Below are 17,291 nucleotides of genomic sequence, written 5' to 3' on the forward strand. Positions count from 1 at the left end.
ACATGTCCAATTCCCTGCTAGTCCGCCGTGCCGCCGTGCTGGGTGCCGGCGTCATGGGCGCCCAGATCGCCGCCCACCTGACCAACGCCGGCGTCGACACGGTGCTGTTCGACCTCCCCGCGAAGGAAGGTCCGGCCGATGGCATCGTGCTCAAGGCCATCGCCAACCTGGGCAAGCTCAGCCCGGCCCCGCTCGCCAGCAAGTCCTACGCCGAGGCGATCACGCCGGCCAACTATGAGACCGGCCTGGAGCAGCTGAAAGACTGCGACCTGATCATCGAAGCCATCGCTGAACGCATGGACTGGAAGCAGGACCTGTACAAGAAGATCGCCCCGTTCGTGGCCGATCACGCGGTGCTCGCCTCCAACACCTCGGGCCTGGGCATCAACAAGCTCGCCGACGTGCTGCCCGAGCAGCTGCGCCACCGCTTCTGCGGCGTGCACTTCTTCAACCCGCCGCGTTACATGCACCTGGCCGAGCTGATCCCGGCCACCACCACCGATGCCGCCGTGCTGGAAGGCCTGGAAGCGTTCCTGGTCACCACCCTGGGCAAGGGCGTGGTGTACGCCAAGGACACCCCGAACTTCATCGGCAACCGCATCGGCGTGTTCTCGATCCTGTCCACCATCCACCACACCCAGGAATTCGGCCTGGGCTTCGATGAAGTCGATGGACTGACCGGCCCGCTGGTCGGCCGCCCGAAGTCGGCCACCTACCGCACCTCCGACGTGGTCGGCCTGGACACCATGGCGCACGTGATCAAGACCATGGGCGACACCCTGCCCAATGATCCGTGGCATGAATTCTTCAAGTCGCCGAAGTGGCTGGACGCGCTGATCGCCAAGGGGGCGCTCGGCCAAAAGACCGGTGCCGGCATCTTCCGCAAGGTCGGCAAGGACATCGTGGTGCTGGACCTGGAAAAGCAGGACTACCGACCGGCCGATCGCACCGCCGCCCCGGAAGTGGTCGAGATCCTGAAGATCAGGAACCCGGCCGAGAAGTTCGCCAAGCTGCGCGAGAGCCAGCACCCGCAGGCGCAGTTCCTGTGGGCGACCTTCCGCGACCTGTTCCATTACAGCGCCTACCACCTGGCCGACATCGCCGAGACCGCGCGCGACGTCGACCTGGCCATCCGCTGGGGCTACGGCTGGTCGCTGGGCCCGTTCGAAACCTGGCAGGCTGCCGGCTGGAAGCAGGTTGCGCAGTGGATCGCCGATGACATCGTCGCCGGCAAGAGCATGAGCAGCGCCCCGCTGCCGGATTGGGTGTTCGATGGCCGCGACGGCGTGCACGCCGCCGAAGGCAGCTACAGCCCGTCGCGCAACGCCAAGCTGCCGCGCTCGGCGCTGCCGGTGTACCAGCGCCAGCGCTTCCCGGATCCGCTGCTGGGCGAGAGCTTCAGCCCGGGCGAAACCGTGTTCGAGAACGATGGCGTGCGCATGTGGCACGACGGCGACGGCATCGCGGTGGTCAGCTTCAAGACCAAGATGAACACCGTTTCCGACCACGTGCTCAATGGCCTGCAGGAAGCGATCAAGCGCGCCGAGCAGGACTACAAGGGCCTGGTGATCTGGCAGCAGAAGGAGCCCTTCTCCGCCGGTGCCGATCTGGCCGGTGCGCTCGGCCTTCTGCAGGCCGGCAAGGTCGACCAGTTCGAAGAGATGGTGCACAACTTCCAGCGCACCAGCCAGGCGATCAAGTATTCGCTGGTGCCGGTGGTGACCGCCGTGCGCGGCCTGGCCCTGGGCGGGGGCTGCGAGTTCCAGATGCACAGCGCCAAGAGCGTGGCCGCGCTGGAAAGCTACATCGGCCTGGTCGAGGCCGGCGTCGGCCTGCTGCCGGCCGGTGGTGGCCTGAAGGAGCTGGCCGTGCGCGCCTCGCACGCGGCCGGTCCGGGCGGCGACGTGTTCGCCGAGCTGAAGAAGACCTTCGAAACCGTCGCGATGGCCAAGGTCTCCAACTCGGCGGTCAACGCCAAGGAACTGGGCCTGATGCGCGCGACCGACAAGGTCGTGTTCAACAGCTTCGAAGCACTGCACATCGCCAAGGCCGAAGTGCTGGCGCTGGCCGAAGGCGGCTACCGTCCGCCGATGCCGGCCCGCCGCATCCAGGTCGCCGGTGACGTCGGCATCGCCACGTTCAAGATGATGCTGGTCAACATGCTGGAAGGCCGCTTCATCAGCCCGTACGACTACGAGATCGCCGTGCGCATCGCCACCGTGCTGTGCGGCGGCGAAGTGGATCGCGGCACGCTGGTGGACGAAGAGTGGCTGCTGACGCTGGAGCGCAAGCACTTCGTCGAACTGGCCCAGCAGGAAAAGACCCAGGCCCGCATCGCGCACATGCTCAAGACCGGCAAGCCGCTGCGTAATTGATGGCGCGCCGGGCGCGACGGACCCGTCCGCGCCCGGTAGGTGCCGACCGTTGGTCGGCACACCTGTCCCCACATTCAAGAGATCACTGCAATGACCAAGCAAATCCAGGACGCCTACATCGTCGCCGCCACCCGCACCCCGGTGGGCAAGGCGCCCAAGGGCGTGTTCCGCAATACCCGTCCCGACGACATGCTGGCCCACGTGCTCCGCGCCGCGGTCGCGCAGGCGCCGGGCGTGGACGTCAACCGCATCGATGACGCGATCATCGGCTGCGCGATGCCCGAAGCCGAGCAGGGCATGAACGTGGCGCGCATCGGCGTGCTGCTGGCCGGCCTGCCGGACACCATCGCCGCACAGACCGTCAACCGCTTCTGCTCTTCGGGGCTGCAGGCCGTGGCGATGGCCGCCGACCAGATCCGCTTGGGCAACTCGGACCTGATGCTGGCCGGTGGTACCGAATCGATGTCGATGGTGCCGATGATGGGCAACAAGATCGCGATGGCCCCGAGCGTATTCGACAACGACCACGTCGCCATCGCCTACGGCATGGGCATCACCGCCGAGAAGGTCGCCGAAGAGTGGAAGGTCTCGCGCGAGGACCAGGATGCGTTCGCCCTCGCCTCGCACCAGAAGGCCATCGCCGCGATCCAGAACGGCGAGTTCAAGGACGAGATCAGCCCCTACGACGTGCGCACCCGCCAGCCCGACCTGGCTGACGGCCGCCGCATCATCACCCGCGACAGGATCGTGGACACCGACGAAGGCCCGCGCCTGGATTCATCCGCTGAAGGCCTGGCCAAGCTGCGCCCGGTGTTCCGCAACGGCCAGTTCGGCGGCACCGTCACCGCGGGCAACTCCTCGCAGATGAGCGATGGCGCCGGTGCGGTGCTGCTGGCCTCCGAGCAGGCGATCAAGGACTACGGCCTGACCCCGCTGGCGCGCTTCGTCAGCTTCTCGGTCGCCGGCGTGCGCCCGGAAGTGATGGGCATCGGCCCGATTGCCGCGATTCCGAAGGCGCTCAAGCAGGCCGGCCTGACCCAGGACCAGCTCGACTGGATCGAGCTCAACGAAGCCTTCGCCGCGCAGTCGCTGGCGGTCATCCGCGATTGCGGCCTGGACCCGTCCAAGGTCAACCCGCTGGGCGGCGCGATCGCCCTGGGCCACCCGCTGGGCGCGACCGGCGCGATCCGCACCGCCACCCTGCTGCACGGCCTGCGCCGTCGCCAGCAGAAGTACGGCATGGTGACCATGTGCATCGGCACCGGCATGGGCGCGGCGGGCATCTTCGAATCGCTGTGAGGCAATGATCGGTGCCGGCCGATGGGTCGGCACCGGTCGCGTCGGTAGGCATCGACCGTTGGTCGATGCGGCAACCGGACCAAACGCAGAAGGGCAGCCGCGAGGCTGCCCTTTTCGTTGGGGTGCGTACCGACCAACGGTCGGTACCTACCGGTTGATCGCCTTGCGATCAGCCTTCGGCCAGCATCTTCTGCAGCACTTCGCGCGCAGGACCGGCCAGCTTCTCGTTGTCGAGGGCAAAACGGATCGTTGCCTCGACCAGGCCCAGATGGGTACCGCAATCGAAGCGGCGGCCCTCGAAGCGGAACGCATCCACGCGCTCGGTCTTGAGCAGTTCGGCGATCGCATCGGTCAGCTGGATTTCCCCACCCGCACCGGTACCGGTTGCTTCAAGCAGCTCGAAAATCTTCGGGCTCAGCACATAACGGCCAACCACCGCCAGATCGCTCGGGGCGTCTTCCGGCTTGGGCTTCTCGACGATGGCGCTGATCTTGCCCTGGCGGCCGTCGAAGGCCTCGGTGGCCACGATGCCGTAGCTGCCGGTCTTCTCATGCGGCACGTCTTCCACCGCGATGATGCTGGCGCCGGTGGCTTCGTTGGCATCAGCCATCTGCTTGAGCGCACCGTTGCCACGGTTCCAGATCAGATCGTCCGGCAGCAGCACCGCGAACGGTTCATCGCCGACGATCGCCTTCGCGCACAGCACCGCATGGCCCAGGCCCAGGGCTTCGGCCTGGGTCACGAACACGGCGCGCACGCCGTTCGGCAGCACATGGCGGACCAGCTCAAGCTGTTCCTTCTTGCCGGCGCGCTCGAGTTTCTGCTCCAGCTCGTAGGCCTTGTCGAAGTAATCGGCGACCGCGTGCTTGTAGCGGTTGGTGATGAAGATCAGCGTGTCACAGCCCGCCTCGATCGCCTCATCAACGGCGTACTGGATCAGCGGCCGATCGATAATCGGCAGCATTTCCTTGGGAACGGTTTTGGTGGCGGGAAGGAATCGCGTTCCCAACCCTGCGACAGGAAATACCGCCTTACGAATACGCTTGCTCATCAGAACCTGTTGGCCTCACGCGCCGGAAAGGCCAGCACTTTAGCAGAGCTGACGTGATCGTCCTGTTGTAGCGGAGAGAACTCCGGCATGGTGGCAAACAGAATGCTGTTGATCGCATCGGTGTCATAACTGATGATCGCCTCGCGCAGTTTCGGCACGTTGGCCAGTACCTGCTCGCGCGCGAACGTGCGCACGCCAGCTTCGAGAATCTTCGGATGCGCGGTCGGGCGATAATCTTCGTCCGAATAGAACAGCGTCTCGTGCAGTTTCTCGCCCGGGCGCAGCCCCGTATAGACGATGGCGATGTCCTTGTACGGCTGCTTGCCGGCCAGGCGGATCATCTGCTCGGCCAGCACGCGGATCGGCACCGGCTCGCCCATGTCCAGGGTATAGATCGCTCCATGCGAAGCCGAGGCGGCCGCCTGCAGGATCAACTGGCAGGCTTCGGGAATCGTCATGAAGTAACGGGTGACTTCCGGGTCGGTCACGGTGACCGGGCCGCCCTTGAGGATCTGCTCGCGGAACACCGGCACCACGCTGCCGGCCGAGGCCAGCACGTTGCCGAAGCGCACGGTCACGAAACGGGTGTGGCTGGTCTTCTGGTCCAGGCTCTGGCAGATCATCTCCGCATAGCGCTTGCTGGCGCCCAGCGCATTGACCGGGTCGACCGCCTTGTCGGTGGAGATGAAGACGAAGTGCTCGATGCGGGCTTCGACGCAGGCGCGGGCCACGGTCTCGGTGGACAGGATGTTGTTGCGCACCGCCTCGCGCAGCTGGCGCTCCAGCACCGGCACCTGCTTGTAGGCGGCGGCGTGGAAGACCGAATCCACCCGCGACAGCGACAGCGCGTGGCGGATCACCGCGGGATCGCCGCAGTCACCCAGCACCGCCTCCACGACCAGATCGGGGAAGCTGCGCTGCAGCTCGGCCTCGATGGTCAGCAGCAGCAGCTCGCTCATCTCGACCAGCACGATGCGCCCTGCCCCATGGCGCGCGCACTGGCGGCACAGTTCAGAACCGATCGAACCACCGGCGCCGGTCACCAGGACCGTGCGGCCGCCCAACCAGCCCCGGATCAGCGCCCAGTCCGGCAGGATCGGCTTGCGGCCGAGCAGGTCCTCGATCGCCACTTCCTTGAGCTGACCCGGCAACGAGTGGCCGAGCAGGATGTCATTGAGCTTGGGCACCATGCGGAACGGCACGCCGGTGCTTTCGCAGATGGCCACCACCCGCTGCATGCCCACGGCATCCAGCGACGGGATGGCGATCACCAGCAGCTTGGCGGCGGTTTCACGGACCACGGCGGGGGCGTCTTCCAGGGTGCCGAGGATCGGCAGGCCCTGCAGCTTGGCGCCCTGCAGATGCGGGGCATCGTCGAGCAGGCCGACCGGCTCGAAATCGCCGGAGCGACGCAGATCACGTACGAGAGCTTCCGCCGCCTGGCCGGCACCAAGGATCAGCACGCGGCGGGCGGTGACGTCGGACTGCAGCGCCTGGTAGTCCTTCCACGCGCGGTACAGCAGGCGCGGGGCACCCAGCAGCGCGGACAGCGCGAACGGATAGATCACCAGCACCGACATCGGCACGCCTTCGAAGCGCTTGTAGGCCAGCGCCACCACGATCGCGAGCAGGCCGATGAAGCTGGCTTTGAAGATGTTGAGCAGATCGGCGACGCTGGCGAAGCGCCACAGGCCGCGGTACAGGCCCACCCGCCAGAACACCACGGCCTGGATGACCAGCACCAGCGAGGTATCGATGTTCCACAGCGGCAACGCCGGCGCATCGGCCAGCATCGAATAGCGTCCCGCGTGCAGCAGCTGCCAGCACGCCCAGACCATGAACAGGTCGTGGGCGACGATGGCCGCGCGGGGCATCAAGCCGGTAAGTCGGTCCTGCCAAGGCGTCATAAACAGCGTAATCCTTCTAGTTGCGCATTCCCTTGCGCAGGAGCAGCCAAAGGCCGGACGCGAGGATCAACCACGCGATGGCCACGGCAGCCTCCCACCTCGGCTGCAAATTCGTGCATGCATTAAACACTGCCGCACTGAATATTCCAAAAACAAGATACATCCCGGTGACGGAAGTGTGGCTTGCACCCCCTTTCACCGCGCGCTGATAGAGATGCTGCGTGTGGGGTTCCATCCAGCGCTGTCCCGACAGGATGCGCGAAAGCAATGTGAAGCCCGCGTCCACAAGAAAGGCCGAAAGCGGCACCAGCAACAGCAGCCAGTGGATATCCGTGCGCACGCTGACCAGGCAGACCAGGGCCGCGATCGCATAGCCGAGCGCCCCGCTGCCGACGTCGCCCATGAAGATGCGTGCCCGCGGGTAGTTGAACGGCAGGAAGCCCAGGCAGGCCAGTCCCAGCACCACGCCGGCCAGCCCGTAGGGCGGGGGCAGCACCATCGCGAAGGCGAGCCCGGCCAGGATGGCCTGGGTGGTCGCGATGCCGTTGATCCCATCCATGAAGTTCCAGATGTTGATCAACGAAGTAGCAAACAACAGCGCCAGCAGCGCCTGCCAGGGATTGCCGCTGGCGTGCCAGACCAGCCCGGCCAGCAGTGCCGCGGCGATCACATGGACCAGCAGGCGACGTACCGCCGGCAGCGGCCGATGGTCGTCCCACCAGCCGATCCCGGCAACGAGCACCAGGCCCAGCGCGAACACCGCGAGCGTGATCCAGGCCGTGGGCCAGATCACCGCCGCGACCACGCAGGCCAGCAGCAGGGTCAGAACGATCGCGATGCCGCCGCCGCGCGGCGTCGCCACGCCGTGGCTGCGCCGCTCGCCCGGCTCATCCAACAGATTGCGACGCAGCGCATACGCGCGTGCGCCCCAGGTCAAGCCCGCCGATACCGCCAGCACCGCCAGCAGCCCCGCCATCCAGGCGACCATCATGGGTCAGAGCACCGCGTAGTTGAGCAGCGGCTTGACCGTGCCCCATTCCTTGCAGCTCGGGCACTGCCAATGGTGGGTGCGCGCACCGAAGCCACACCGGGTGCAGCGGTACGCCGGGTTGCGGACCAGCAACTGGTCGGTGATGTGCTTGAGATCGTGCAGGGTCGCGGTGGAATCAGCGCCCTCGGCCAGGGTCAGGTCGATCAGCGCCGATTCGCCACGTACCGACGGGCGGTCCTTGAGCTGGCGCCCGAGGTAGGCGCGGGCCGGGGCAACACCCTCCTGCTCTTCCATCAGCTGGGTCAACGCCAGCACCGGCGCGATGCCGCGGTAGTGCTCGGTCATCTCCGACAGGAACGCGCGTGCGCCGCCGAGATCACCGACCTTGCGGTAGTTCTGCATCAACGCCTGCAGCACTTCGGGCAGGTACTCCGGATCGTTGCGTGCCGCACGTTCGAAGGCACGGACCGCGGCTTCGGCGTTGCCGGCATCGTCTTCCAGGCGGCCTTCGATGATGCCGGCACGGACCGACATCGCATCGGCCTGGTAGGCACGTGCGATCGCAGCACGCGCTTCGTCGATCTTGCCGGCCCCGCGGTAGCGCTCGGCCAGCTCGCACTCGAACTGACCGATCAGCTTGCCCATCGGCTCGCCGGTGACTTCCTCGAAGCGGCTGGCGTTGTCGATCGCCTTTTCCCAATCGCGCTCGGCCTGGTAGATGCCGATCAGGTGCTTGAGCGCCTGCGGGGCACGCTGGTCGATCTGGGCCAGCTCGGTGAACACGGTTTCGGCGCGGTCGAGCAGGCCGGACTTCATGTAGTCCTCGCCCAGTGCCAGCAGTGCCTGGACGCGTTGCTGATCGCTCAGGTCCGCGCGGTTGACCAGGCCCTGGTGCAGGCGGATCGCACGATCGACCTCACCGCGACGACGGAACAGGTGGCCCAGCGCGACCTGGGTCTCGAAGGTTTCCTTGTCCAGTTCGGCGATGTGCAGGAACAGCTCGATCGCCTTGTCCGGCTGCTCATTGAGCAGATAGTTCAGGCCGCGGAAATACGTGCTGGACAGATGGCTGACCTGGTTGTCGCCATGGCGCTGGCCACCGCGACGCCCGATCACCCAGCCCGACAGCGCGGCCAGGGGCAGGAACAGGAAGAACCAGAACCACTCGGAGACAAATTCCATCGGCGCTCAGCGTCCGTCGAATGTAGAAGAAGAAGAAGGGGGTGCCACGACCACGGCGGGCGCGGCCTTCTGCGCACGGCGCAGTTTGGCGTACAGCGGGATCACCATGCTGGCGAGCACGAGGCCGCCGCCGATGAGGGCACCGGACAACAGGGCGATGATGATCGCCACGCCGGTGGTGGAATTGATCTGGGTAAAGCCCAGGCTGATGATGATCGGTTGCGAGTTGAGGGCGCCGATGATGAGGCCCACGACCAGAACCGCCAGCAGGATCAGCAGACGTACGATGTTCATGCAGCAGCTCCAGTTCCGTAGGGCTCAAGAGTAGCGGACTAACGCTCCGCTCTACCAGCCGACTCCATGGAAATCATGCATCCGCCCCGTGGCGGATGGACACTCAGGCAGGATCGCTTTCCAGCGGCACCACGGCGCTGACGCGCTCACGCAGTTCCTTGCCCGGTTTGAAGTGCGGGACATGCTTGCCCGGCAACGCGACCGATTCCCCGGTCTTGGGATTGCGCCCCAGCCGTGCCGGCCGGTAGTGCAACGAAAAACTGCCGAACCCGCGGATCTCGATGCGATCCCCGCCGGCCAGCGCCCCGCCCATCATTTCCAGCAACGACTTCACGGCCAGATCGACATCGTCCGACTTCAAATGCGCCTGTCGGCGCGCCAGGATTTCGATCAGCTCGGATTTGGTCATTACGGGCTCTTGGGGAGGAACTCAGACCCTGAAACGGCCCGGACTGATGTCCGGGCCGCCCAGGAAACTACGACAGCGACAGACCGATTACTCGGACTTGTTGCCGTTCAGCTGTGCACGCAGCAGCGCGCCGAGCTGGGTGGTGCCGCTGGAAGCCGAAGAGGACTGGTATTCCTCCAGCACTTCGCGCATTTCCGCGTCGTCCTTGGCCTTGATCGACAGCTGCAGGGTACGACCCTTGCGATCCATGCCCACGAACTTGGCTTCAACCTTGTCGCCGACCTTCAGGAACTGGGTCGCGTCGTCGACGCGCTCGTTCGCAACGTCGCGAGCAGCCACGTAGCCTTCGATGCCGTCAGCCAGTTCGATGGTAGCGCCCTTGGCGTCCACTTCCTTGACCACGCCTTCGACCTTCGAACCCTTCGGGTTGGCAGCCATGTACTGACCGAACGGATCCTGCTCCAGCTGCTTGACGCCCAGGCTGATGCGCTCGCGCTCCGGATCGACGGCCAGGACGACGGCGTCCAGGTTGTCGCCCTTCTTGAAGTTGCGGACCACGTCTTCGCCGGTGGTGTTCCAGCTGATGTCGGACAGGTGCACCAGGCCATCGATACCGCCGTCCAGGCCGATGAAGATGCCGAAGTCGGTGATCGACTTGATCTGGCCCGACACCTTGTCGCCCTTCTTGTGGATGGCAGCGAAGGTTTCCCACGGATTGGCGGCAACCTGCTTCATGCCCAGCGAGATGCGGCGACGCTCCTCGTCGACGTCCAGGACCATGACTTCAACTTCGTCACCGACCTGCACAACCTTGGACGGGTTGACGTTCTTGTTGGTCCAATCCATTTCGGACACGTGCACCAGGCCTTCGACGCCCGGCTCGATCTCGACGAATGCGCCGTAATCGGTGACGTTGGAGACCTTGCCGAAGACGCGGCTGTTGGCCGGGTAACGACGGGCGATGTTGTCCCACGGATCCTCGCCCAGCTGCTTCAGACCCAGCGAAACGCGGTTGCGCTCGCGGTCGAACTTCAGCACGCGGACGTCCAGCTCGTCGCCGACGTTCACGACTTCGGACGGATGGCGCACGCGCTTCCAGGCCATGTCGGTGATGTGCAGCAGGCCGTCGATACCGCCCAGGTCCACGAATGCGCCGTAATCGGTCAGGTTCTTGACGACACCCTTCAGGATCGCGCCTTCCTGCAGCTTGTCCATCAGCTGCTCGCGCTCTTCCGAATGCTCGCTCTCGACGACTGCACGACGGGACACAACGACGTTGTTACGCTTGCGGTCCAGCTTGATGAGCTTGAATTCCAGCTCCTTGCCTTCCAGGTAGGCCGGGTCGCGCACGGGGCGCACATCCACCAGCGAACCGGGCAGGAACGCGCGGACATCCTTGATGTCCACGGTGAAACCACCCTTGACCTTGCCGCTGATGCGGCCGGTGATGGTTTCGTTCTTTTCCAACGCTTCTTCCAGCTCGTCCCACACCATCGCGCGCTTGGCTTTCTCACGCGACAGAACGGTTTCACCGAAGCCGTTCTCGATGGAATCGAGGGCAACCTTGACGACGTCGCCTTCAGCGACATCGATCTCGCCAGCGTCGTTACGGAACTGTTCGATCGGCACGATGCCTTCGGACTTCAGGCCGGCGTTGATCACCACGACATCGCCGCGGACTTCAACAACGACACCGCTGACGATCGAGCCCGGCTTCAGCTTGGCCAGATTGGCCTGACTGGCTTCGAACAGCTCTGCAAATGATTCGGTCATTAGATTTACTCTGTTGGACACATGGGCATTGGCCCCCGAAGGGAACCGCTTACTGCCCGCCTGTTGGTCGACCCCGGAAACGCAGGTCGTGTGTTAAGTAGGAAAACCGCCACGCATCATTGCGGGACGGAGCTTTTGTTGCCTTGCGATTGGTGCGACACCGTCGATGCCCTGACGGCCCTCCTTTACAACGGATCAGGCACCCGAAACCGGAAGCAGATCCAATACCTTGGCAACGACGGCGTCGATGCCAATACCACTGGTGTCGATGATGACGGCATCGTCTGCCGGCTTCAGGGGCGCCACTGTGCGCTGTGCATCACGGGCGTCGCGGGCCATGATCTCGCGCAGGAGGTCGTCAAAGTTAACCGAAACACCCTTGTCTTTCAACTGCTTATGCCGCCGCTCGGCCCGCTCTTCGGCGCTGGCGGTCAAAAACACCTTGAATGGGGCGTCCGGGAAGATGACCGTGCCCATGTCCCGACCGTCCGCGACCAGGCCCGGTTCTATCCTGAATGCGCGTTGGCGCTCTTTCAGCGCCGCCCGGACTTCCGGGATGGCCGCGATCGCCGAGGCCAGGGCGCCGGTGGTCTCCAGCCGCAGCTCGTCGGTGGCATCGGTCTCGTTGACCAGCACCCGCAGCCCGCCATCGGCCGATTCCACGAACCGCACGTGCGTATCGAAGGTGCAGCGGACCAGCGCCGAGGCGTCGGAGGTATCGATATCGGCCCAGCTGGCGGCCACGCCCACCGCCCGGTACAGGGCGCCCGAATCCAGGTAATGCCAGCCCAGCCGGCGTGCGACAATGCGGCTGACAGTGCCTTTGCCGGCCCCGGAAGGACCGTCGATGGTGAGCACGGATGGAAGCTGATTCATGGGTTTCCCGATAGATGTGACCGCCCATTCTAGCCCCTGCCCGGGGTGGCCTGAGACTTTTTTGGCCCAACCACTTGAAAGGATGGGAAAAAGCCCGGTAGAATGGCGGGCTTGAACGGGCGTCACCTGCCGATTGTCATCTGCATATCGCGGCCGCGCTCCAACCGAATCCAACGTTTACGCCGAGGTATGCAATGAAAGTCCTGTCTTCCCTGAAGTCGGCCAAGACCCGTCACCGCGACTGCAAGGTCGTCCGTCGCCGCGGCAAGATCTTCGTGATCTGCAAGTCGAACCCGCGTTTCAAGGCTCGCCAGCGCTGAGCCGGCCGGCCTCACGGCCGCCACCGGTCCCTCACCGGACCGGGCGATGAACAAAAAGCCGCCTCCGGGCGGCTTTTTGCTGCCATTTTTGTTGTAATCGCCGGGTAGCTCACGACCGTGGGTCGTGAGACCTGCAGTCGTGAGACCTTCCGCATTCTTGACCACTGGGGAGTAGTTCGAGATGAAGCGTTACCTGACCACCTTGCCGTTGCTGGCCGTCCTGGCCGTTTCCAGTGCCCACGCCGACACCCTGCTGATCGACCGCAGCCGTGAGAAGCCCGCCATCGCCCTGCCGGTCCGCGGCCAGAGCATGCAGCAGGTCCAGGCCCAGTTCGGCGACCCGGGCGAACGCCTGGAACCGCGCGGCGGGCAGAAGCAGCAGTGGCCGACGATCAACCGCTGGGTCTACCCGCAGTTCACCGTCTACTTCGAAAAGCAGAAGGTGATCGACGTGGTCGCCAACCGTGCCGACGCCAACGAGATCGGGCCGAAACCGCCGGTCCGCTGACCCCCTTCCCCTAGCCCGCCCGCCGGCGGGCCTTCGCACTGAGATCATGAACGACACGCTCCGCTTTCCGGCCGAATGGGAATCCCAGTCCGCCATCCTGATCGCCTGGCCCCACGCCGACACCGACTGGGCCGACCGCCTGGGTGACGTCGAGGACACCTACATCGCCCTCGTCGCTGCCATCACCCGCTTCCAGCCGGTGGTGATCATCGTCGCCGACGACGACCTGGAGGCGTACGCCGATGCGCGCCTGCGTTCGAACCGGATCGACACGGACCGCGTGCGGTTCGTGACGGCCCAGTACGACGACACCTGGCTGCGCGATTCCGGCCCGATCACGCTCAAGCGCGCCGATGGCGGCTTCCGCCTGCTGGACTTCCGCTTCACCGGCTGGGGCGGCAAGTTCGACGCCAGCCTGGATGACCAGCTGGTCGGTGTGCTGCACGCCGCCGGGCTGTTTACCGATGCGGAGCTGCAGAGCATCCCGTTCGCGCTGGAAGGCGGCGGCATCGAGACCGATGGCGCCGGCACCCTGCTGACCACCTGGCAGTGCCTGCACGAGCGTCATCCGGATCGCAGCCGCGAATCGCTCAGCACCGACCTGGCGACCTGGCTGGCCCAGGACCGCGTGCTGTGGCTGGACCATGGCTACCTGGAGGGCGACGACACCGACGCCCACATCGATACCCTGGCCCGCTTCGCCTCGACCGACAGCATCGTCTACCAGGCCTGCGATGACGCCAGCGATTCGCACTATGCCGAACTGCAGGCCATGGGTGCCGAACTGGCTGCGCTGCGCACCCGCGACGGCCAGCCGTACCGCCTGTTCCCGCTGCCGTGGGCGCAGCCGGTGATCGACGAGGGCCGCCGCCTTGCCGCTTCGTACGCGAACTACCTGATCCTCAATGGCGCGGTGCTGATGCCGGCCTACGGCGATGCCGCCGACGAGGCCGCGCGTGCGGTGCTGGCCCAGGCCTATCCGGACCGCGAGATCGTGCCGGTGCCGTGCCGCTCGCTGATCTGGCAGAACGGCAGCCTGCACTGCATCACGATGCAGCTGCCGGCGGGGTTGCTGGCTTAAGCGCCACGACCAACGGTCGTGGGCTACCGCTGTTTGCCCGGCCACCGACGCACTGTCGAAGGGATGGCGGGTGTGGAGGTGCGGGACCGTCAGGGCGCCATGGATGGCGCCCACGAGCCCCCAGGGAAGGGTTTACGGCGCGTCCCGCACCTCCGCACCCGCCAGCCCAGCTGCCGCAGCCTGCAAGCGACACGCTTGTGCTTGTCGTGAGGTTCCTGCAGAGCCGGCCAGCGGCCGGCACTACCGAGGCGTGGGTGTTTCGCATTTAGCGGCCAGCACGCTGCGTGCACCCATCCGCGATAAACTGCGTTTTTCCCCTTGCAGGACCGTCTCCGGATGAGCTCACGCCACACCCTTTCCGTCGCCCTGATCCAGGAGCGCAACCACGGCGATGCCGAGGCCAATCTGGCCGTCATCGAAGCGCGCGTGGCTGAAGCGGCCGCACAGGGTGCCAAGCTGATCCTGCTGCAGGAGCTGCACAACGGTGCGTACTTCTGCCAGCACGAGTCGGTCGATGAATTCGACCTGGCCGAGCCCATCCCGGGCCCGAGCACCGCGCGCCTGGGCGCGCTGGCGAAGAAGCACGGCGTGGTGATCGTCGGCTCGCTGTTCGAGCGCCGCGCCGCCGGTCTGTACCACAACACCGCGGTGGTCTTCGAAAAAGACGGCACCCTGCTCGGCAAGTACCGCAAGATGCACATCCCGGATGATCCGGGCTTCTACGAAAAGTTCTACTTCACCCCCGGCGATCTGGGCTTCACCCCGATCGATACCTCGGTGGGTCGCCTTGGCGTGCTCGTGTGCTGGGACCAGTGGTACCCGGAAGCCGCCCGCCTGATGGCGCTGGCCGGCGCCGAACTGCTGCTCTACCCCACCGCGATCGGCTGGGACCCGGAGGATCAGCAGGACGAACAGGGCCGCCAGCGCGATGCGTGGGTGCTCAGCCATCGTGGCCATGCCGTGGCCAACGGCGTGCCGGTGCTGAGCTGCAACCGCGTCGGCCATGAGCCCTCGCCGCTGGGCGCCTCGGGCATCCAGTTCTGGGGCAACAGCCACGTGCTGGGCCCGCAGGGTGAGTTCATCGCCGAAGCCGGTGGCGAGCCGACCGTGCTGGTCTGCGATGTCGACCTGCAGCGCAGCGAACACGTCCGCCGGATCTGGCCGTTCCTGCGTGATCGCCGGATCGACGCGTACGGCGATCTGCTCAAGCGCTACATCGACTGACCGACCAGGACGCCCCCACACCGTGACCGTGCACCTGCGCGACGCCACCGATGCCGACATCGCGGCCATCACCGCGATCTATGCGGTGGAAGTGACCGACTTCGTCAACACCTATGAGTACGACATCCCGGAGGCGGCTGAGATGCTTCGCCGCATGCAGGACATCGTCGGCCGCGGCTTTCCGTACCTCGTGGCCGAGGTCGATGGCCAGGTGGCCGGTTATGCCTACGCCAATACCTATCGCGGCCGGATCGCCTACCAGTGGACCGTGGAGAATTCGGTCTATGTGGATGCGGCGTTCCAGGGCCGCGGGGTCGGCACCGCGCTGATGCAGGGCCTGATCGATGCCTGCGTCGCCCGCGGTTACCGGCAGATGGTGGCGGTGATCGGCGAGCCGACCAATACCGCCTCCATCAAACTGCACGAGCGTTTCGGTTTCCAGACCGTCGGCGTTTTCCGCGGCCTCGGCCGCAAGCATGGCCGCTGGCTGGACACTGTCCAGATGCAGCGCGCGCTCGGCGATGGTGCCGACAGCGCCCCTTCAAATGAATGATGCAATGACCGATACCCTGATTGACGCTGGCGACACCCTGTTCGCCGGCCAGCCCGTTCGCATTGTCGAACGCGATGGCGTGCGCTACACCCTGCTGGGCACCGCGCACGTCTCGCAGGCCAGCGTGGAAGCGGTGGAACGTGCGATCGAGAGCGGCCGCTTCGATGCGGTCGCGGTCGAGCTCGACGCGCAGCGCCTGCAGGCGCTGACCAACCCCGATGCCCTGGCCAAGCTGGATCTGGTCGAGGTGATCCGCAAGGGTCGCGTCGCCCTGTTCGCCGCCAATCTCGCCCTGGCTGCGTACCAGCGCCGCCTGGCCGAACAGCTCGAGATCGAGCCGGGTGCCGAACTCAAGCGCGCGGTGGTCATGGCCAACGAACGCAACCTGCCGGTGCACCTGATTGATCGCGAGGTCGGCCTGACCTTCAAGCGCGCCTCGCAGCGACTGGGCTTCTTCGGCAAGATCAAACTGGTCATGGGCCTGGGTGCCGGCCTGTTCGCTTCCGAGGAGGTCGGCGAAGACGAGATCGAGAAGCTCAAGCAGGGCGACATGCTCGAAGCCAGCTTCGGCGAGTTCGCCAGCGAGAGCCCTGCCCTGTATGAAACCATCATCGGCGAGCGCGACCGCTACATGGCCACCCGCCTGCGCGAAGTGCACGACCCGGCCCAGCGCGAAGTGCTGGCGGTGGTCGGTGCCGGTCATCTGGCCGGTCTGGCCAGGTACCTGGAAACCGACACTGACGCGCCGGGTCCGCTGCGCGAGTCGCTGGAAGACGTGCCGAAGAAGCGCAACATTCCGTGGATCACGCTGGCGATCCTGGCCATCGTGCTGACCGGTATCGGTGTGGGCTTCTACCGTGGTGGCCTGGGGGTCGGCAGCGAACTGCTGGCGGTCTGGGCGATGTACACCGGCGGTCTGGCCGGCCTGGGCTGCCTGTTGGCGGGCAGCCACCCGCTGAGCATCCTGACCGCGATCGTGGTCGCGCCGTTCAAGCCGTTCCGGCTGAGCATCCCGACCGGTGCGTTCTCCGCGCTGGTGGAAGCGCGCCTGCGCAAGCCGGCCTACGAAGACTTCCTGAAGCTGCGCGACGATGCGCAGAGCGTCAGGGGCTGGTACCGCAACCGGGTCACCCGCGTGGTACTGACCTTCATGCTGACCAACCTGGGCAGCATGCTGGGCCTGTGGCTGACCGGTTTCCAGGTATGGGGAAAGGTCGCGGGGTGAGCCTTCCGCCGCCGATGTATCAAAAGGCCACGCATTGCGTGGCCTTTGTTGTGCCCGAATGGGGGAAATGCGGGTAGTGCCGGCCGCTGGCCGGCTCCCGGCATGGCAGGGTATTTCGCGAGCCGGCCAGCGGCCGGCACTACCGCCTCACGTGCAGATCCACGCCATGCGTGGATGCGGTTCGCAGAAAAAGGAGGCCCGCTCAACGGGCCTCCCCTCACCC

The 17,291-nt window shown here is 65.7% G+C and carries 16 protein-coding genes; 8 read left to right on the forward strand and 8 right to left on the reverse strand.

The annotated features are described in order from the left end of the window. The first annotated feature begins 2 nt into the window (after positions 1–2). Together HDC96_RS05750 and HDC96_RS05755 are read left to right on the forward strand one after the other, a co-directional pair. A complete protein-coding gene (locus HDC96_RS05750) occupies positions 3–2,375 on the forward strand; it encodes a 3-hydroxyacyl-CoA dehydrogenase/enoyl-CoA hydratase family protein (protein ID WP_179459129.1) in 2,373 nt (790 codons plus the stop codon). Positions 2,376–2,465: 90 nt separating this feature from the next. Beyond that, entirely contained in the window at positions 2,466–3,674 is a 1,209-nt protein-coding gene (locus HDC96_RS05755) for an acetyl-CoA C-acyltransferase (RefSeq protein WP_179459130.1), read from the forward strand. 169 nt (positions 3,675–3,843) lie between these two features. On the opposite strand, the gene galU is transcribed toward HDC96_RS05755, so the two are convergent. The 8 genes from galU to cmk all read right to left on the reverse strand — a co-directional run bounded on the left by galU (position 3,844) and on the right by cmk (position 12,157). Further along, complete coding sequence (gene galU, locus HDC96_RS05760; RefSeq protein WP_179459131.1) at positions 3,844–4,725, reverse strand: UTP--glucose-1-phosphate uridylyltransferase GalU; 882 nt, start codon at positions 4,723–4,725, stop codon at positions 3,844–3,846. After that, the gene (locus HDC96_RS05765) at positions 4,725–6,632 is read right to left on the reverse strand and encodes a nucleoside-diphosphate sugar epimerase/dehydratase (protein ID WP_179459132.1); all 1,908 of its coding nucleotides are present in this window, start codon (positions 6,630–6,632) and stop codon (positions 4,725–4,727) included. The genes galU and HDC96_RS05765 overlap by 1 nt, the downstream gene beginning before the upstream one ends. Before the next feature lie 16 nt (positions 6,633–6,648). Continuing rightward, positions 6,649–7,623 (reverse strand): glycosyltransferase family 4 protein, encoded by a 975-nt coding sequence (locus tag HDC96_RS05770; protein ID WP_179459133.1) that lies wholly within the window; start codon positions 7,621–7,623, stop codon positions 6,649–6,651. Positions 7,624–7,626: 3 nt separating this feature from the next. Then, on the reverse strand, positions 7,627–8,805 hold the full coding sequence (lapB, locus tag HDC96_RS05775) for a lipopolysaccharide assembly protein LapB (protein WP_176989792.1): 1,179 nt from the start codon (positions 8,803–8,805) through the stop codon (positions 7,627–7,629). Between the two features lie 6 nt (positions 8,806–8,811). Continuing rightward, entirely contained in the window at positions 8,812–9,099 is a 288-nt protein-coding gene (locus tag HDC96_RS05780; protein WP_179459134.1) for a LapA family protein, read from the reverse strand. Positions 9,100–9,202: 103 nt separating this feature from the next. Continuing rightward, a complete protein-coding gene (locus tag HDC96_RS05785) occupies positions 9,203–9,508 on the reverse strand; it encodes an integration host factor subunit beta (protein ID WP_019183098.1) in 306 nt (101 codons plus the stop codon). Between the two features lie 87 nt (positions 9,509–9,595). Next, on the reverse strand, positions 9,596–11,281 hold the full coding sequence (rpsA, locus tag HDC96_RS05790) for a 30S ribosomal protein S1 (protein ID WP_019183099.1): 1,686 nt from the start codon (positions 11,279–11,281) through the stop codon (positions 9,596–9,598). A gap of 195 nt (positions 11,282–11,476) precedes the next feature. Then, a complete protein-coding gene (cmk, locus tag HDC96_RS05795; protein ID WP_179459135.1) occupies positions 11,477–12,157 on the reverse strand; it encodes a (d)CMP kinase in 681 nt (226 codons plus the stop codon). A gap of 194 nt (positions 12,158–12,351) precedes the next feature. Between cmk and ykgO the strand changes: the two genes are divergently transcribed. The 6 genes from ykgO to HDC96_RS05825 all read left to right on the forward strand — a co-directional run bounded on the left by ykgO (position 12,352) and on the right by HDC96_RS05825 (position 17,068). Further along, positions 12,352–12,477, forward strand: coding sequence for a type B 50S ribosomal protein L36 (ykgO, locus tag HDC96_RS05800; protein ID WP_057628212.1), 126 nt, complete (start codon positions 12,352–12,354; stop codon positions 12,475–12,477). Positions 12,478–12,658: 181 nt separating this feature from the next. Further along, the gene (locus HDC96_RS05805; protein WP_179459136.1) at positions 12,659–12,985 is read left to right on the forward strand and encodes a hypothetical protein; all 327 of its coding nucleotides are present in this window, start codon (positions 12,659–12,661) and stop codon (positions 12,983–12,985) included. A gap of 46 nt (positions 12,986–13,031) precedes the next feature. Further along, positions 13,032–14,066 carry an agmatine deiminase family protein gene (locus HDC96_RS05810; RefSeq protein WP_179459137.1) on the forward strand — a complete coding sequence of 345 codons (1,035 nt, stop codon included), beginning with the start codon at positions 13,032–13,034 and terminating at the stop codon, positions 14,064–14,066. Between the two features lie 336 nt (positions 14,067–14,402). Continuing rightward, positions 14,403–15,290 (forward strand): carbon-nitrogen hydrolase, encoded by an 888-nt coding sequence (locus HDC96_RS05815; RefSeq protein ID WP_179459138.1) that lies wholly within the window; start codon positions 14,403–14,405, stop codon positions 15,288–15,290. A 22-nt stretch (positions 15,291–15,312) separates the two neighbouring features. Next, entirely contained in the window at positions 15,313–15,843 is a 531-nt protein-coding gene (locus tag HDC96_RS05820; protein WP_179459139.1) for a GNAT family N-acetyltransferase, read from the forward strand. Positions 15,844–15,847: 4 nt separating this feature from the next. Next, the gene (locus HDC96_RS05825; protein ID WP_179459140.1) at positions 15,848–17,068 is read left to right on the forward strand and encodes a TraB/GumN family protein; all 1,221 of its coding nucleotides are present in this window, start codon (positions 15,848–15,850) and stop codon (positions 17,066–17,068) included. Positions 17,069–17,291: the final 223 nt, after the last annotated feature.

The sequence above is a fragment of the Stenotrophomonas sp. JAI102 genome, from assembly GCF_013409105.1.
GTDB lineage: Bacteria > Pseudomonadota > Gammaproteobacteria > Xanthomonadales > Xanthomonadaceae > Stenotrophomonas > Stenotrophomonas maltophilia_AA.

What these genes read in the sequence shown, in the direction of transcription:
- HDC96_RS05805 (WP_179459136.1), top strand. Translation starts at nt 12,659, where the DNA reads ATGAAGCGTTACCTGACCACCTTGCCGTTGCTGGCCGTCCTGGCCGTT.
- HDC96_RS05765 (WP_179459132.1), bottom strand. Translation starts at nt 6,632, where the DNA reads ATGACGCCTTGGCAGGACCGACTTACCGGCTTGATGCCCCGCGCGGCC.
- HDC96_RS05815 (WP_179459138.1), top strand. Translation starts at nt 14,403, where the DNA reads ATGAGCTCACGCCACACCCTTTCCGTCGCCCTGATCCAGGAGCGCAAC.
- rpsA (WP_019183099.1), bottom strand. Translation starts at nt 11,281, where the DNA reads ATGACCGAATCATTTGCAGAGCTGTTCGAAGCCAGTCAGGCCAATCTG.
- HDC96_RS05770 (WP_179459133.1), bottom strand. Translation starts at nt 7,623, where the DNA reads ATGATGGTCGCCTGGATGGCGGGGCTGCTGGCGGTGCTGGCGGTATCG.
- HDC96_RS05755 (WP_179459130.1), top strand. Translation starts at nt 2,466, where the DNA reads ATGACCAAGCAAATCCAGGACGCCTACATCGTCGCCGCCACCCGCACC.
- ykgO (WP_057628212.1), top strand. Translation starts at nt 12,352, where the DNA reads ATGAAAGTCCTGTCTTCCCTGAAGTCGGCCAAGACCCGTCACCGCGAC.
- galU (WP_179459131.1), bottom strand. Translation starts at nt 4,725, where the DNA reads ATGAGCAAGCGTATTCGTAAGGCGGTATTTCCTGTCGCAGGGTTGGGA.
- cmk (WP_179459135.1), bottom strand. Translation starts at nt 12,157, where the DNA reads ATGAATCAGCTTCCATCCGTGCTCACCATCGACGGTCCTTCCGGGGCC.
- HDC96_RS05825 (WP_179459140.1), top strand. Translation starts at nt 15,848, where the DNA reads ATGACCGATACCCTGATTGACGCTGGCGACACCCTGTTCGCCGGCCAG.
- HDC96_RS05780 (WP_179459134.1), bottom strand. Translation starts at nt 9,099, where the DNA reads ATGAACATCGTACGTCTGCTGATCCTGCTGGCGGTTCTGGTCGTGGGC.
- HDC96_RS05785 (WP_019183098.1), bottom strand. Translation starts at nt 9,508, where the DNA reads ATGACCAAATCCGAGCTGATCGAAATCCTGGCGCGCCGACAGGCGCAT.
- HDC96_RS05810 (WP_179459137.1), top strand. Translation starts at nt 13,032, where the DNA reads ATGAACGACACGCTCCGCTTTCCGGCCGAATGGGAATCCCAGTCCGCC.
- HDC96_RS05750 (WP_179459129.1), top strand. Translation starts at nt 3, where the DNA reads ATGTCCAATTCCCTGCTAGTCCGCCGTGCCGCCGTGCTGGGTGCCGGC.
- lapB (WP_176989792.1), bottom strand. Translation starts at nt 8,805, where the DNA reads ATGGAATTTGTCTCCGAGTGGTTCTGGTTCTTCCTGTTCCTGCCCCTG.